11 protein-coding genes, 2 tRNA genes and 3 rRNA genes are annotated in these 16,348 nt (G+C 42.4%); 5 read left to right on the plus strand and 11 right to left on the minus strand.

The features are described 5' to 3' along the window. The first annotated feature begins 4 nt into the window (after window positions 1-4). Window positions 5-232: a DUF2798 domain-containing protein gene (locus SOI81_RS16460; protein ID WP_239975889.1), complete on the plus strand. Its 228-nt coding sequence runs from the start codon at window positions 5-7 to the stop codon at window positions 230-232. A 285-nt stretch (window positions 233-517) separates the two neighbouring features. Further along, entirely contained in the window at window positions 518-1,126 is a 609-nt protein-coding gene (locus SOI81_RS16465; protein ID WP_239975888.1) for a lytic transglycosylase domain-containing protein, read from the plus strand. Between the two features lie 56 nt (window positions 1,127-1,182). Here the strand turns inward: SOI81_RS16465 and cysK are convergent, their stop codons facing one another. From cysK to def, 10 genes are all read right to left on the minus strand, one after another. Then, on the minus strand, window positions 1,183-2,181 hold the full coding sequence (cysK, locus tag SOI81_RS16470) for a cysteine synthase A (RefSeq protein ID WP_239975887.1): 999 nt from the start codon (window positions 2,179-2,181) through the stop codon (window positions 1,183-1,185). 119 nt (window positions 2,182-2,300) lie between these two features. Further along, a 5S ribosomal RNA gene (gene rrf, locus SOI81_RS16475) occupies window positions 2,301-2,415 on the minus strand. Between the two features lie 186 nt (window positions 2,416-2,601). Beyond that, window positions 2,602-5,492: ribosomal RNA gene (locus SOI81_RS16480) — 23S ribosomal RNA — on the minus strand. Between the two features lie 354 nt (window positions 5,493-5,846). Next, window positions 5,847-5,922, minus strand: a tRNA-Ala gene (locus SOI81_RS16485). Between the two features lie 55 nt (window positions 5,923-5,977). Further along, a tRNA-Ile gene (locus SOI81_RS16490) sits at window positions 5,978-6,054 on the minus strand. 59 nt (window positions 6,055-6,113) lie between these two features. Then, window positions 6,114-7,651: ribosomal RNA gene (locus tag SOI81_RS16495) — 16S ribosomal RNA — on the minus strand. The 16S, 23S and 5S rRNA genes sit together here with 2 tRNA genes alongside, the layout of an rRNA operon. Before the next feature lie 803 nt (window positions 7,652-8,454). Next, window positions 8,455-8,667 (minus strand): hypothetical protein, encoded by a 213-nt coding sequence (locus tag SOI81_RS16505; protein WP_016142488.1) that lies wholly within the window; start codon window positions 8,665-8,667, stop codon window positions 8,455-8,457. 53 nt (window positions 8,668-8,720) lie between these two features. Beyond that, window positions 8,721-10,808, minus strand: coding sequence for a TonB-dependent copper receptor (gene oprC, locus SOI81_RS16510; RefSeq protein WP_320541005.1), 2,088 nt, complete (start codon window positions 10,806-10,808; stop codon window positions 8,721-8,723). Between the two features lie 72 nt (window positions 10,809-10,880). Continuing rightward, window positions 10,881-11,306, minus strand: coding sequence for a DUF2946 family protein (locus SOI81_RS16515; RefSeq protein ID WP_239970356.1), 426 nt, complete (start codon window positions 11,304-11,306; stop codon window positions 10,881-10,883). 43 nt (window positions 11,307-11,349) lie between these two features. Next, the gene (def, locus tag SOI81_RS16520) at window positions 11,350-11,880 is read right to left on the minus strand and encodes a peptide deformylase (RefSeq protein ID WP_016144059.1); all 531 of its coding nucleotides are present in this window, start codon (window positions 11,878-11,880) and stop codon (window positions 11,350-11,352) included. 122 nt (window positions 11,881-12,002) lie between these two features. Between def and SOI81_RS16525 the strand changes: the two genes are divergently transcribed. From SOI81_RS16525 to yrdC, 3 genes are read left to right on the plus strand one after another with little or no spacing between them, the layout of a single operon-like run. After that, window positions 12,003-13,157 (plus strand): LysM peptidoglycan-binding domain-containing protein, encoded by a 1,155-nt coding sequence (locus SOI81_RS16525; protein ID WP_239976394.1) that lies wholly within the window; start codon window positions 12,003-12,005, stop codon window positions 13,155-13,157. Between the two features lie 20 nt (window positions 13,158-13,177). Next, the gene (gene dprA, locus SOI81_RS16530) at window positions 13,178-14,311 is read left to right on the plus strand and encodes a DNA-processing protein DprA (protein ID WP_320541006.1); all 1,134 of its coding nucleotides are present in this window, start codon (window positions 13,178-13,180) and stop codon (window positions 14,309-14,311) included. Window positions 14,312-14,361: 50 nt separating this feature from the next. Next, window positions 14,362-14,931, plus strand: coding sequence for an L-threonylcarbamoyladenylate synthase (gene yrdC, locus SOI81_RS16535; RefSeq protein ID WP_016142494.1), 570 nt, complete (start codon window positions 14,362-14,364; stop codon window positions 14,929-14,931). Between the two features lie 390 nt (window positions 14,932-15,321). Here the strand turns inward: yrdC and SOI81_RS16540 are convergent, their stop codons facing one another. Next, window positions 15,322-16,242, minus strand: a complete 921-nt coding sequence (locus tag SOI81_RS16540) for a DMT family transporter (protein ID WP_239976396.1) — start codon at window positions 16,240-16,242, stop codon at window positions 15,322-15,324. Window positions 16,243-16,348: the final 106 nt, after the last annotated feature.

Genomic DNA, 16,348 nt, shown 5'->3' on the forward strand with positions numbered 1-16,348 from the left:
GACCATGAGAGCACAGAAACTTTTATTCCTCTTAATTTTATCTGGAATGATGTCTTTTATAATTTCAGGTATTTCAACTTTCAAGGCTATAGGATTAAATCATCACTTCGTTTCATTATGGGTATCAGCTTGGATTATTGCATGGATATTAGCTTTCCCAAGTGTATTGATTTGTGCACCTCTAGCTCAAAAACTGGCCGACATTGTATTTAAGAAAGTTGAAAAAAGCTAACTGTAAGTTAAAACGTACAAAGCTTGCGGTGATTTACGGATATTCAACTTTAGTATTTTTTCATAATATATAAATCATAGAGAGACAGGATGTCTCATTGAAGAAGAATAAGAACGCAGGAAGCGGTAGTTGACAGGAGTTAGCTACATAAGCTGAATACGAAGAAACCTCGACAGGATGTCGGGGTTTTTTCATTTCAATTATACAAAATTCTTACTTTTTAGATGCGCGGAGCAACAGAACTTGTATTGATCCAATAAGTACAGCTGAATACCATCATTTCATTTGAAATTTGATTATTGGTTTTGTATTTTGTTTACCTCATCTTTAGCTCAAGATCATTTTGAACCATCACAATTACAGCGCCTTAGTCTCAAATTTTTTATTATTGCGTTGATGACAATAATGACGGGGTGCACCAGCTTAGGACCTAATAGTGGCTCTTTTTCTTGGCGCTCTAATAAGCTCTCATCAGGCTTACAAAAAGCTTATTCTGTCCCGCCGAGCACAGCCAATCGTCTATCTCCCATGATTATTCAAAGTGCTGACCAATATAATGTGCCCCCCCTTTTACTTGCAGCAGTGATTAGACAAGAGTCTAGTTACAATAGTAATGCTCGCTCTCCTACTGGTGCAGTTGGTTTAACTCAAATTATTCCGAGCTATTGGCAACAAACTTGTGCAGGGAATTTATATGATGAAACTACTAATATCCAATGTGGTGCTTATATCTTAAACCACTATTATCAATCAGCTGATAGTTGGTTCAAGGCGACAGCTTATTATAATGTAGGACCAACTGGTTATGAGCGAAGCTTCTGGACACGTCACAAAGCAAAAAAATATGCTCGCTCTGTGAAGCGTCATCAAAAAACTTTAAAAAGTGCCTTATAAATTGAAATCAAATAAAAAAGCCCATTAATAAATGGGCTTTTTTTATCTAGTTAATTTTATTCGTCAAATAAACCTTCAAATAAAACAGAAGATAAATAACGCTCCCCGCTATCAGGAAGAATAACGACTATTGTTTTACCAGCATTCTCAGGACGCTCTGCAATTTTAGCAGCAGCAGCCAAGGCAGCTCCACTTGAGATACCTACCAAAATACCTTCTTGAGTTGCACAGTTTCTCGCCCATTGAATTGCTTCCTCACTACTCACTGGTAAGACTTCATCAACCAGATTTAAATCAAGGTTTTTTGGAATAAAGTTCGCACCAATCCCCTGAATTTTATGAGGTGCAGGAGTGATATTCTCTCCATTTTTGGTTTGAGTAATAATTGGAGACTCGGCAGGTTCAACAGCTACGGAGTATAGTGGCTTATTTTGGACTTGTTCAAAATAACGAGAAATACCCGTAATCGTACCGCCAGTACCTACGCCAGCAACTAAGATATCAACTTGCCCACCTGTTGCTTGCCAAATTTCTGGGCCAGTTGTATCTACATGAATTTGTGGATTGGCGGGGTTTTCGAATTGTTGAGGTAAGAAATAAACATCTGGCTGTTCAGTTGCTAATCGTACAGCTTCATCAACTGCACCTTTCATCCCTTTCGCTGGTTCAGTTAAAACCAAATTAGCGCCTAAAGCTTTTAATACTTTTCTACGTTCAAGACTCATGCTGGCTGGCATAGTCAAAGTAATTGGATAACCCTTCGCTGCGGCAACAAAAGCCAATGCAATCCCTGTATTACCACTGGTTGGCTCAACAATATGCATACCGTCTTTTAATACACCACGTTTTTCTGCATCCGCAATTAATGCTGCTCCAATACGGCATTTCACAGAAAAGGCAGGATTACGACTCTCTACTTTCGCTAATACAGTTGCGCTCGTTTTAATCAAACGGTTAATGCGGACTAAAGGCGTATTACCAATAGCTTCTGCATTATTTGAATAAACTGCGATACCTAAATTATTGGGTGTGGGGAATTGCTGATCGGTAGACATGTTATATCCTTATTAGATTTGATATGAATTTCTTCCATTATAATCATATAAAGAATTGAATATATTATTCCGCGCATAAAAAAACACCCCCAGTATGAGTGGGGGTGTTTAGAATAATGAGCTGGCGATGACTTACTCTCACATGGGTAACCCCACACTACCATCAGCGCTAAGAGGTTTCACTTCTGAGTTCGGGAAGGGATCAGGTGGTTCACTCTTGCTATGGTCGCCAGCACAACTGGTATGGATACTTGCTTCGTTTTATTCACATGGTGATACGTTGCGTTTTCCAAATCTTTACAGACGGGCTGATTGAATCTGACTTTATCTGTTCATTTTAGCTAAGCGTTTAACTAAATCAAGTTGCTTTGCATGTTTATGAATCGATTGATGCTTCATATACAACTGCTTGGGTGTTGTATAGTCAAGCCTCACGAGCAATTAGTATTGGTCAGCTTCACATATCACTATGCTTCCACATCCAACCTATCAACGTCCTAGTCTCGAACGGCTCTTTAGAGGAATAAATTCCTAGGGAAATCTTATCTTGAGGTAGGCTTCCCGCTTAGATGCTTTCAGCGGTTATCCCTTCCGAACATAGCTACCCGGCGATGCGACTGGCGTCACAACCGGTACACCAGAGGTTCGTCCACTCTGGTCCTCTCGTACTAGGAGCAGATCCTCTCAAATTTCCAGCGCCCACGGTAGATAGGGACCGAACTGTCTCACGACGTTCTAAACCCAGCTCGCGTACCTCTTTAAATGGCGAACAGCCATACCCTTGGGACCTGCTTCAGCCCCAGGATGAGATGAGCCGACATCGAGGTGCCAAACACCGCCGTCGATATGAACTCTTGGGCGGTATCAGCCTGTTATCCCCAGAGTACCTTTTATCCGTTGAGCGATGGCCCTTCCATACAGAACCACCGGATCACTAAGACCTACTTTCGTACCTGCTCGACTTGTGGGTCTCGCAGTTAAGCGCGCTTTTGCCTTTATACTCTACGCGTGATTTCCGACCACGCTGAGCGCACCTTCGTACTCCTCCGTTACTCTTTAGGAGGAGACCGCCCCAGTCAAACTACCCACCAGACACGGTCCTCGTCCCGGATAACGGGACAGAGTTAGAACCTCAACATTACCAGGGTGGTATTTCAAGGACGGCTCCATTGGAACTAGCGTTCCAACTTCAAAGCCTCCCACCTATCCTACACAAGTAAGGTCAAAGTTCAGTGTCAAGCTGCAGTAAAGGTTCACGGGGTCTTTCCGTCTAGCCGCGGGTACACTGCATCTTCACAGCGATTTCGATTTCACTGAGCCTCTGCTGGAGACAGCGCCGCCATCATTATGCCATTCGTGCAGGTCGGAACTTACCCGACAAGGAATTTCGCTACCTTAGGACCGTTATAGTTACGGCCGCCGTTTACTGGGGCTTCGATCAAGAGCTTCGCTTACGCTAACCCCATCAATTAACCTTCCAGCACCGGGCAGGCATCACACCCTATACGTCCACTTTCGTGTTTGCAGAGTGCTATGTTTTTAATAAACAGTTGCAGCGGCCTGGTTTCTGCGGCTGTCGTCAGCTCAGGAAGCAAGTTCCATCACCAACAACAGCGTACCTTCTCCCGAAGTTACGGTACCATTTTGCCTAGTTCCTTCAGCAGAGTTCTCTCAAGCGCCTTGGTCTACTCGACCTGACCACCTGTGTCGGTTTCGGGTACGATTCCTGTGTAACTGAAGCTTAGAGACTTTTCCTGGAAGCATGGTATCAGCCACTTCGCTGTACAAGTACAGCTTGCTATCGGATCTCAGTATAGAGTACCCCGGATTTGCCTAAGATACATACCTACATCCTTCCACCTGGACAACCAACGCCAGGCTGACTTAACCTTCTCCGTCCTCTCATCGCATTACACAGAAGTATTGGAATATTAACCAATTTCCCATCGACTACGCCTTTCGGCCTCGCCTTAGGGGTCGACTCACCCAGCCCCGATTAACGTTGGACTGGAACCCTTGGTCTTTCGGCGAACGGGTTTTTCACCCGTTTTGTCGTTACTCACGTCAGCATTCGCACTTCTGATACCTCCAGCATACTTCTCAATACACCTTCATCGGCTTACAGAACGCTCCCCTACCACTTGACTAATGTCAAATCCGCAGCTTCGGCACATAGTTTTAGCCCCGTTACATCTTCCGCGCAGGCCGACTCGACTAGTGAGCTATTACGCTTTCTTTAAAGGGTGGCTGCTTCTAAGCCAACCTCCTAGCTGTCTATGCCTTCCCACATCGTTTCCCACTTAACTATGATTTTGGGGCCTTAGCTGGCGGTCTGGATTGTTTTCCTCTTGACTACGGACGTTAGCACCCGCAGTCTGTCTCCCGGATAGTACTCATAGGTATTCGGAGTTTGCATCGGTTTGGTAAGTCGGGATGACCCCCTAGCCGAAACAGTGCTCTACCCCCTATGGTATTCGTCCGAGGCGCTACCTAAATAGCTTTCGGGGAGAACCAGCTATCACCAGGCTTGATTAGCCTTTCACCCCTATCCACAAGTCATCCCCTGGCTTTTCAACGACAGTGGGTTCGGTCCTCCAGTTAGTGTTACCCAACCTTCAACCTGCTCATGGATAGATCGCCTGGTTTCGGGTCTATACCCAGCAACTAAACGCCCTATTAAGACTCGGTTTCCCTACGGCTCCCCTATACGGTTAACCTTGCTACTGAATATAAGTCGCTGACCCATTATACAAAAGGTACGCAGTCACACCACGAAGGTGCTCCCACTGCTTGTATGCATGCGGTTTCAGGATCTATTTCACTCCCCTCACAGGGGTTCTTTTCGCCTTTCCCTCACGGTACTGGTTCACTATCGGTCAGTCAGGAGTATTTAGCCTTGGAGGATGGTCCCCCCATATTCAGACAAGGTTTCACGTGCCTCGCCCTACTCGTCATCATTATGTGTGCCCTTTCGTGTACGGGAATATCACCCTCTACGTTCGCACTTCCCAGAGCGTTCCACTAAAACACACATAACTTAATGGGCTGATCCCCGTTCGCTCGCCGCTACTGAGGGAATCTCAATTGATTTCTTTTCCTAAGGGTACTGAGATGTTTCACTTCCCCTCGTTCGCCTTGCAACACTATGTATTCATGTTGCAATACCTACCTTAAAGTAGGTGGGTTTCCCCATTCAGAAATCTCCGGATCAAAGGATATTTGCCGCCTCCCCGGAGCTTATCGCAGGCTATTACGTCTTTCATCGCCTCTGACTGCCAAGGCATCCACCACATGCACTTAATTACTTGACTATACAACCCCAAACAGTCGTCAACACCTACAAGTGAGTGTTGTCCGTGCGATTCTTCATCGCTACTATCTGTTGTCTGTGTACTTAAACACTGTACAGCTTCAATCTAAATTCATATACCAAAACGCTTGATTCAGTTAATTTGCTAGTTCTCAATTCATTCAGATTAATTGCTTAATCTAAACTCTTGAGTGAACAATTTATTTCAGACTCAATTTTGCCAATCTGTTAATGAATAAACATGCCTTCGTCAGGTCATGCTTAATACCGTGATATTTAAATCACAGAAGTTAATAAACCAAGATCATATAATCTCTATTTACTAATTTCTGTAATCCGAACTTCTCTTAAGTTCTGGTGGAGACTAGGAGAGTCGAACTCCTGACCTCCTGCGTGCAAAGCAGGCGCTCTACCAACTAAGCTAAGTCCCCAGCTTACATCATCAGTCATGTATCTTTTATCTATAACTTTAACCAGTCAAAGTCATGGTGGGTCTGACAAGACTTGAACTTGTGACCCCACGCTTATCAAGCGTGTGCTCTAACCAACTGAGCTACAGACCCTCAGATACATCTATGAAGAACAACTTGTTGTGGATTCTTACCAATCGTCAATCTTTCGTTAAGGAGGTGATCCAGCCGCAGGTTCCCCTACGGCTACCTTGTTACGACTTCACCCCAGTCATCGGCCACACCGTGGTAACCGCCCTCTTTGCAGTTAGGCTAGCTACTTCTGGTGCAACAAACTCCCATGGTGTGACGGGCGGTGTGTACAAGGCCCGGGAACGTATTCACCGCGGCATTCTGATCCGCGATTACTAGCGATTCCGACTTCATGGAGTCGAGTTGCAGACTCCAATCCGGACTACGATCGGCTTTTTGAGATTAGCATCCTATCGCTAGGTAGCAACCCTTTGTACCGACCATTGTAGCACGTGTGTAGCCCTGGCCGTAAGGGCCATGATGACTTGACGTCGTCCCCGCCTTCCTCCAGTTTGTCACTGGCAGTATCCTTAAAGTTCCCGACATTACTCGCTGGCAAATAAGGAAAAGGGTTGCGCTCGTTGCGGGACTTAACCCAACATCTCACGACACGAGCTGACGACAGCCATGCAGCACCTGTATGTAAGTTCCCGAAGGCACCAATCCATCTCTGGAAAGTTCTTACTATGTCAAGGCCAGGTAAGGTTCTTCGCGTTGCATCGAATTAAACCACATGCTCCACCGCTTGTGCGGGCCCCCGTCAATTCATTTGAGTTTTAGTCTTGCGACCGTACTCCCCAGGCGGTCTACTTATCGCGTTAGCTGCGCCACTAAAGCCTCAAAGGCCCCAACGGCTAGTAGACATCGTTTACGGCATGGACTACCAGGGTATCTAATCCTGTTTGCTCCCCATGCTTTCGCACCTCAGCGTCAGTGTTAGGCCAGATGGCTGCCTTCGCCATCGGTATTCCTCCAGATCTCTACGCATTTCACCGCTACACCTGGAATTCTACCATCCTCTCCCACACTCTAGCTAACCAGTATCGAATGCAATTCCCAAGTTAAGCTCGGGGATTTCACATTTGACTTAATTAGCCGCCTACGCGCGCTTTACGCCCAGTAAATCCGATTAACGCTTGCACCCTCTGTATTACCGCGGCTGCTGGCACAGAGTTAGCCGGTGCTTATTCTGCGAGTAACGTCCACTATCTGAAGGTATTAACTTCAGTAGCCTCCTCCTCGCTTAAAGTGCTTTACAACCATAAGGCCTTCTTCACACACGCGGCATGGCTGGATCAGGCTTGCGCCCATTGTCCAATATTCCCCACTGCTGCCTCCCGTAGGAGTCTGGGCCGTGTCTCAGTCCCAGTGTGGCGGATCATCCTCTCAGACCCGCTACAGATCGTCGCCTTGGTAGGCCTTTACCCCACCAACTAGCTAATCCGACTTAGGCTCATCTATTAGCGCAAGGTCCGAAGATCCCCTGCTTTCTCCCGTAGGACGTATGCGGTATTAGCATTCCTTTCGAAATGTTGTCCCCCACTAATAGGCAGATTCCTAAGCATTACTCACCCGTCCGCCGCTAAGATCAGTAGCAAGCTACCTCTCTCCGCTCGACTTGCATGTGTTAAGCCTGCCGCCAGCGTTCAATCTGAGCCATGATCAAACTCTTCAGTTAAAATCATTTTGTACCTTATTTAAAGACAAGGTACCAATTCTGGCTCATCAATTACTGACTTAAATTTCGCTCAAATAAACTTCGAGTAATTTAAACCAATCAATCAATGAAAATTATTTCGATTAATCAACCAGTAAAAATCCACACAAGTTGTTCTTCAATTCTCTTAATGATCTTCTTCCTGGTTCGTCACCAGCAAGCTAGGTCGGCTATATTACTCTTAATCTCTTAAAAGTCAACAGGTAATTTCGATATTTTTAAAACTTATCTTCAAAACCAACTTCTCATCAAATTCATCACTTAAAGCAATCAACTTAATCACAAGTAACTGTTTTTCAACAAGTTTCTATCTGCATCACCGCCGATGGATGTGCATTATAGACCATTAAAAACCCTTTGCAAGCGAAAATTAAAAATTAATGACGCGAGCGTTTACTTTTAAATCAACAACCCACCTAAGCATCTGTTTTATATTAAAAATTATTTTAATTTTTTATTTTTGACTTAAATATACAAGTATTATGCTCATTAATTCCAGCTTAAGCTGTTGTTCTAAATTAAGAAAATTTTCTGACTCTCATAATGTATCAGGGTAAAAAGCGCCTTATTAATAATTACAAGGGATTCATGCTGCACCTTTTCGAAGTCCGATGCCCCATCCGCCCTATATAAAATTTGATTTAAGGTTTTATTAGAATCAAAGTAAAGCAAAAATCTTAGTGAGAATGCCTGAATAATTTTTAAAACCTAAAAATAAAAAAGGAAGCCTGTTAACCAGACTTCCTTTTCAAATTTTAAAGAGCTTATTGAGCTGATGAACTGTGCATGTGCATTTCAGCTTGATTCATTTGCTCATGTGACTCCATCATCTGCTTATTTTTTTGACTTGGCATGTAGTCAGGTTCATTGTTAATTGCTAAGTAAAAAACAATCATAAACAATAAGCTTAAGATAGAAGCTACAATCAGTAACTTCCATCCCCACCAAGACTGTTCAGGCGATAATTTATTAGTCATTTCATTTCTCTCATTAAGTTAATAGTTTCAGTTCATCTATTTGGCTAAGCTTATTAAAACTTCATGCTCATACGAACCCAGTAATTTCTTCCGGTATTATTGAACTGCTCTTCACTCGCAAATCCAAAGCCCGCACTCCCCGCTTTGTTTAAGTGTTCGGTGTAGGTTTTATCTAATACGTTGTCGATACCAACAGAGACATCGATATCTTTACGAAGGTTGTAGCTTCCATTTAAAGAAAGAGTTGAAAAGCCTTTACTTGGTTTCAGATCATAACCCACGATATTACCTTGATGTAGGCTCACACGGTTTTGCTCAGCAACAGCTCGCCACAACAGACCCAAGTTATATTTGTCAGCTACATAGCGAATATTTAAGCGGCCTTCTAATGGTGAAATTTGTGGTAGTGGTTTGTCATCAGTGGTGTTTTTACCCCATGCATACATCGCACTCAAATCTGCCTGAATATTGTCGGTAAATTGATATCCAATACCAGCTTCCGCTCCTGCGATGGTTGCATCGACGTTTTTGGCCCCTGCAGTAATATCATGACTCATATCATGTCCACCCATTCCCATACTTGGATGATGGTGGTAACTCATCAAAATGTAGTCATCTACTAAGCCTGCATAAGCAGAAGCCCATGTATTTAAAGCACCATGTTGCTGCTGGAAGCCCATATCTAACTGTAATGTTTTCTCAGGATTTACACCGTTAAAGGTATTGGTTGAGCCAGCATTCCCATGTTTAGGCGAGAAAAGCTCCCAATAATCGGGCATATGCTCTACATAACCTAAACCGATATAGCTTTTTAGGTCATGCTCAGGATGTTGGTTTTCCCAGCGTACAAATGCGCTTGGTAAAGTCTTTTCAAGTTTAGTATTGAAGCCTTTTGCTTGAGAATCGGCACGTTCATCTTCAACTGTGACTCGATCTAAACGCACACCTGTAACTAGTTTGTTGAGATCGTTCCATTGATAACCCAGTTCACCAAAAGCACCGTATGATTGAAAGATCATATCCGTTACGCGGGGCTGGTTGAGGTAATTACTCCCTATACTACTGCGTGAGCTGTGTTTATTATTTTGAGTATCTACACCCGATATAAAGCTCCATTGATTCCACTCATTAGTCATCGCTAAACGTGCGTTTAATGTACGGCGTGCAACATTTGATGCCATTGGATCGGACATACCATCTTTGGGATTAAACTCACGTAAGCTGAAATTATCCATGACGTGGTCGTTATAGCTGTAGTTCACTTGCCCTTCAATTTTCTTAATGACATTAGTGATATTTTTCTTTTCGAACCGTAGACCTAAGCTTTCGCGCGCAAACTGAGAACCGTCCATTGAACGTCCTGCATAAAGTGACTCACCATCAGATTTTCCACCAGTGAGTTCGACCCATGTGTTTTCATCTGGAGTAAAGCCAAGCGCTATATCTGCATTCCACTTTTTCCATGCTGAGGGCACGGTATTGCCGTCACCATCTTGATAACTATTGGATTCTGAACGGTTGGCATTTAAACGGATATATTTTTTCTCATCCCCCAATGCCGCTTCAACATTATGGTCAATACGTCCATATGAACCTAGTAAGACACTCGCTTGCCCACGATAAGGTTTTTCAGAGGTGAGTTTCTCAGGTTGACGTTCAAAAAGTACCGTAGCTGCCGAACCTGTATTGGCATATTGGACTGTTTGTGGGCCTTTAATCACAGAAATGCGATCATAACTTTCTGGAGAGATATAAGAAGTTGGAGCATCCATACGGTTTGGACATGCACCCAAGTTTTCAGTTCCATCAGTCAAAATTTTGATGCGTGAACCAAACATACCTCGGAATGTCACATCACCATTTGTTCCACCGCTTTGTATCGAGTTAAATCCCATAATACTTTGCAGATAGTCTGCTCCATCGGTAGCAGGTACGGGCTGAATCGGTTGCTTTGGATCTGCATGTACGATCGGACCATTTGCATCGTTGCCTTGTTGTGCGGTAACAACGATGGGTGCCAATGAATGAAGAGCATTGGTATCAACATCATTTTTTTCTGAATCAGCAAAAACTAGACCCGAATGAGAGGCAGCAAGCATCGCAACCCATAACGGTTGTAATAAGAATTTAGAATGTGGCATTTTTATACGCTCTAAAACATAAATAAAGTGATATTGAAGTCAGTTAAGACCCCAACAAAAAATTGCTTTTATTTATGCAAATAGAGGCGGTGCGCGCCCTTGCGGGAGTAGAAAAAGTCGCTGTAGCGCAAAGTAAACATGTCGAAATGCTTGTTGATAGGCGACTAAGCGGACTTGTATGCGGACTAAAACTTCTTTTACACCAAATTCAGGTGGTAAAACCAAATTGGCATAGACGGTACAATACTGACACTGGTGATTTGCATCATGATGATCATGTTGTCCAGAGGTTTGTGCTTGTTCAATATGATGCTCATGATGCGAATGCATGGTATGTGACATGATTTCCGTCTGTGCTTTGGGTTTAAGCAAAGCAAGGGTAATAGTTTCACAGACCGGAGCAATTTGATATTGCTTCGGTAATAGCGGCTGTAGAAACACCGCAATCTGTAAAAATACTGCTGCACATGCAAGCAGTAACCCACTACGAAAAACCAAAAATCACATCCACACTATATTCATGTTTCAAGAATAGAAATTTTTAACGTTTTACTGCAACTTTTTCACGCTCACGTTGACGAACAACTTTTTCAACTTTTTCTCGTGCACGCTGACGTTTAAGTGGCGACAAATAATCCACAAATAATTTGCCATTTAAGTGATCCATTTCATGTTGGATACAAACAGCGAGAAGTCCATCAGCTTCTATCTCAAATGCTTGACCTTCAAGGTTAATTGCCTCAATTTTCACACGTGACGGGCGCTCAACTTTGTCGTATATTTGTGGCACCGATAGGCAGCCTTCTTCGTACTGCTGCGTATCTTCTGTCAGTGGAGTAATTTTGGGGTTAATGAAAACCATAGGGTCATCTTTAGATTCAGACAAATCCATGACGATAAGCTGAATATGACGATCGACCTGTGAAGCTGCCAAACCAATACCAGGTGCAGCATACATGGTTTCAAACATATCTGCTGCAAGTTGACGAATTTCATCAGTAACTTCTTCAACAGGCTTAGCAATGGTACGAAGACGGGGATCAGGAAAACTTAAAATAGGTAATAAGGCCATACTGACGTCCTCACTTATGCCATTGATTAAAAAACCAAATGAAGGAAATACTTCATCGAAAAATTGTGTGTTAGCCGCCTATTATAACGCATCTGCACGCATAATTTTTAGGAATTATCATAATGAAAAAGGTTTTTGACGGCATGGTTCAATTTCATGCTTTGGGGATAAAAAAGCATTTACTTGCTTTCGCACTTTTTACAGGGGTTGCATTCGGTACGGTAGCAGAGGTTTATGCTGCTAGTCCAAACCATAATCCACCCTCTCTTAAAAGTAATGCACCACATGTCTACGTAGTAAAACGGGGAGATACGCTCTGGGATATTTCCGGTCACTTTCTGAGTAAACCTTGGCGCTGGCCTGAAATTTGGGCAAATAATCAGCATGTCAAAAATCCGCATTGGATTTATCCTGGTGATCGACTACTGCTATGTAGTTTAGAGGGCCGGCCGTTGGTTGGAAAAGATGAGGGAGACGGTTGTGTCGGCATTATTCGCCGTTACACAGGCCAAATGACAAATTTACAACCTCAAGTTCGTGTAGAGTCAATTAACAATAACATCCCTGTTATTCCTCTTGAACATATCAAGCAGTGGTTAGAACACAGCACTATTCTGCCAGCTGACGCAATTGAACATACTCCTTATGTAGTAGGCACTGCCGATCAACGAGTACTTGCAGCAAAAGGTCAAACTATTTATGCACGCGGACAAGGTTTGATTGATGGTCAACGTTATGCCATCTACCGTGAAGGTGAACCTTATTATTTCACAGATAATAAAGGCAAAAAGCATAGTCTAGGTATTGAGTTACAACAAGTTGCCTCGGGGATTGCTATCTCTTCGGAAAAAGACATTACCACGCTTGAGTTAACTGACAGCTACGATTCTGAAGTACGTCGTGGTGATCGGGTTATGCCAGAAGAAGAGGCTACATTGCCTACTTTATTTTATCCAGTGGACGCTACTCAAGTATCTGATGCCGGCAAAATCATTCGTGTAATGGGATCAATTGGCACTGCTGCCAAAAATAGTGTTGTGACTTTGGACCGCGGTACAACTCAAGGTGTTCAAGTAGGCCAAGTTTTTGATATTACGCAGCAAGGTGAAACCATCCGAGACCCTAAAACCAAGGAATCAATAAAGTTACCTGGTCAACAAATTGGTAGCCTAATGGTTTTTAGAACCTTTGATCAGTTGAGTTATGCCTACGTATTAGAAAGTGATTTACCAATTAAAGTTGGTTCAAGCATTCAGCCGCCTCGCTTTAATGATTAACGCTGGATGTACCTTTTAAAATGCTTACTCAACTTTCTTCACACCATTACCACACGCTTAAAGTGTGGTATTTGGTGCAGCACTCTTTAGTTAGTTTTAAAAAAATTATTGATTATTTTGGTCACTGTGAAAAAGCAGTCCAGCCAAATGGATTAGCACAGTGGTCTAATCTTGGTTTACACGCCAATCATTTAAAACGCGTAGATGAATTTCAAACCGCTCAAGGTCAAGCTCAGTTTGAAAAACTGGTTCAACAGATTCATCAACATACTGACTTTATTTTAACGGCAGATGACTCAGGCTATCCCACTCAATTACTACCTTATACTGATCACCCCCCTATCATTTTTGGAAAAGGCCAAGCGCAAGCTTTGTTGCAACCACAAATTGCGATTGTCGGTAGTCGAAAACCAAGCCCACATGGCCGTCAGGTTGCTTATGATTTTGCCTACTACTTAAGTGAAAAAGGATTTTATGTAAGTAGTGGCTTGGCATATGGGATTGACGAAGCTGCTCATCAAGGAGCTGCCGCACATCAACGTACCATTGCCGTGACAGGAACAGGTTTAGATAGTACCTACCCTGCTCAAAATAAAAAACTTGCCGAACAGATCTTGGCTCAAAACGGCGCCATTATTACTGAGTTTTTACCTGGGACCCCACCCTTACAGCAGCATTTTCCCCGTCGAAACCGAATTGTCAGTGGTTTAAGTTTAGGCGTGTTAGTGGTAGAGGCTACATTAAAAAGTGGTTCTCTCATTACTGCGAACAAAGCAGCCGAACAAGGTAAAACCGTATTTGCTATTCCTGGTCATATTTACAGTGAATTTCATCAAGGTTGTCATCAACTCATTCGTGAAGGAGCAATTTTAGTTGATCATCCTGAGCAGATTATTGAAGACCTTGCGTTACCCACCCAATGGCAAAGTCAGCAACAGAACTCAACTAAGGAAGAAATAGTTTCTTGCGCCCCAGAAATTCCTGAGCATTTAATTGGCCTTTATCAGTCTTTAGACTGGGTTGGACAAGATATTGACCAGCTTGTTTTGCATCACTCTCAACCTGTGGCAGAACTCACCTCTTCACTGATGGAACTAGAACTACTCGGTTTATGTATGCAACAATCAGGGTTGTATTTACGTTGTCGTTCTTAGTATTGGAGCGCACAATAAAATTCTGTCTGATTGAAAGGAAGAGTATTACCATGATTACCACCTCAGTTACCGAAGCAGCCGAATGTTTACAACAAGGTCAAGTTTTGGCATATCCAACTGAGGCAGTTTGGGGGCTAGGTTGCGACCCTTTTAATGAGCAAGCTTTTCAAAAGATTCTTGAGCTCAAGCAAAGGCCTATTGAAAAAGGCGTAATTCTATTAGCAGGCCATATCAGCCAAGTTGAGCACTTGCTCACTTCGCTCCCTCAAACAACCCAGCAAGAAATTATTGATTGTTGGACAAATCATCAACCTTCAGAAAGAGCGACAACTTGGCTATTACCTGCTGGTGAACATATTCCTTCATGGATTAAAGGTAAACATCCGCTTGTTGCTGTTCGAGTCACCACTCATCCTTTATGTGTAGCATTATGCAATGCTTTTCATGGATTTATTGTCTCGACGAGTGCTAACCCAAGTGGGCAAGAACCTGCTCACTCACTACAAGATGCCTGCCAATACTTTGGTTCACAATTAAACTATCTCAATGGTGACTTAGGCCAAAGTCAGCAACCAAGTAGAATTATTAATGCCCTTACTGGAGAGATTATTCGCGCCTAATTCAGACAAAAAAAAAGCTCAGTTATATAGGGATAACTGAGCATAAAAAAGGATGGGTATATACCACATCCAGAGGGTTTGAATATCTCTGCAACGAAAGATAATTTGTAAAAAAGCACGTCTTTCGTAGTGGTCGCTATTATGTAGTAAGAGATCAAATGAGAGAAATATATTATTTCTCTAAAAAAAGCATGAAAAGTGTAGGGAATTTGCAAGTTTTCGCTTATAAATTAAAATTATATTAATATTTTTGCTCGGCTTTTTTAATATTTATATTTCAACCAACTTTTATAAACTATTTATAAATCATATAGAAAAACTTTAACTAAGAAGAAAATGGCATATTTTCATCAGTTTTTTTCAAAATATGCCATAGTTTTTTCCCCGACTTTAGTTTTGCTCTTGGATTAATTCACTCTTTTTAGGACTGACCTTCTTTTGAGCCATGATAATACCAATTAAGATAACAATCCCACCTAGCGTATGATAAATGGTCCACTGTTCAGATAACCAGACGCTTGCAATAACTGCTGTAAAAACAGGAACCAAGTTCATAAAAATACTTGTTCTATTAGGACCAAGCTGTTGAACAGCTAACATCCAAACTAACGGCGCGATGAGTGAAGCAAATACGCCCGCATAAATAGCGCTTGGTGCATTTTCTACATTTAAAGCATCAAGTCCAAACCAAAGAATTAAAGGAATATGAAATATTACAGAAAATCCAATCTGAACATATAAGCTTGTCATAATTGGTAGAGGTAACTGCCATTTTTTCAGGAAAACCCCATAAAATGCATAGAAGAATACGGCAATAATCATTAACGCATCACCAAGATGCCCGCCCCCACTTAATAACTTATTAATATTTCCTTGGGACATGACATATAGCAAGCCTGCAAAAGACAAAATACTGCCAAAAACTGCAAAGCGGTTAGGCACATCTTTTAAAATGGCAAGCGAAACAAAGATCGTAAAGATAGGAATAAATGCATTCACAATTCCCATATTGGTTGCACTGGTATAATGGGCAGCCGTATAAGCTAAACCTTGATAAAGTACCATCCCAAATGCACTTAGCACAGCAAGCTTAGGTAAATATGGTTTTACCAGTTGCCTTTGTCTCCAAACAGGTAACAACATAAATGGAGTTAAAATAATAAAAGCGATTAACCACCGATAGAAACTAATACTTACTGGCGAGATATAATCCGAAACATAGCGGGTGACTACAATATTTAAAGACCAAATCAGTACTGCCAAAATGGGAAAAATAAATGCCCATTTGTGATATTTCATGACCTGACTCATAGTAATACACCCTCTACAAAAGAGATTTTATTTTGGAGAATGTCTTAATAAATTGAAATATCGTATTTCCGACATTGATATTGAACTTAGGACATTGCCCTTTTTT

This window comes from Acinetobacter pittii (assembly GCF_034067285.1).
In the GTDB taxonomy this organism is placed as follows: domain Bacteria; phylum Pseudomonadota; class Gammaproteobacteria; order Pseudomonadales; family Moraxellaceae; genus Acinetobacter; species Acinetobacter pittii_E.

Excerpts from the sequence above, each read along its gene's own strand:
- SOI81_RS16460 (WP_239975889.1), top strand. The coding sequence starts at position 5 with ATGAGAGCACAGAAACTTTTATTCCTCTTAATTTTATCTGGAATGATG.
- cysK (WP_239975887.1), bottom strand. The coding sequence starts at position 2,181 with ATGTCTACCGATCAGCAATTCCCCACACCCAATAATTTAGGTATCGCA.
- SOI81_RS16505 (WP_016142488.1), bottom strand. The coding sequence starts at position 8,667 with ATGACTAATAAATTATCGCCTGAACAGTCTTGGTGGGGATGGAAGTTA.
- oprC (WP_320541005.1), bottom strand. The coding sequence starts at position 10,808 with ATGCCACATTCTAAATTCTTATTACAACCGTTATGGGTTGCGATGCTT.
- def (WP_016144059.1), bottom strand. The coding sequence starts at position 11,880 with ATGGCCTTATTACCTATTTTAAGTTTTCCTGATCCCCGTCTTCGTACC.
- SOI81_RS16525 (WP_239976394.1), top strand. The coding sequence starts at position 12,003 with ATGAAAAAGGTTTTTGACGGCATGGTTCAATTTCATGCTTTGGGGATA.
- dprA (WP_320541006.1), top strand. The coding sequence starts at position 13,178 with ATGCTTACTCAACTTTCTTCACACCATTACCACACGCTTAAAGTGTGG.
- yrdC (WP_016142494.1), top strand. The coding sequence starts at position 14,362 with ATGATTACCACCTCAGTTACCGAAGCAGCCGAATGTTTACAACAAGGT.
- SOI81_RS16540 (WP_239976396.1), bottom strand. The coding sequence starts at position 16,242 with ATGAGTCAGGTCATGAAATATCACAAATGGGCATTTATTTTTCCCATT.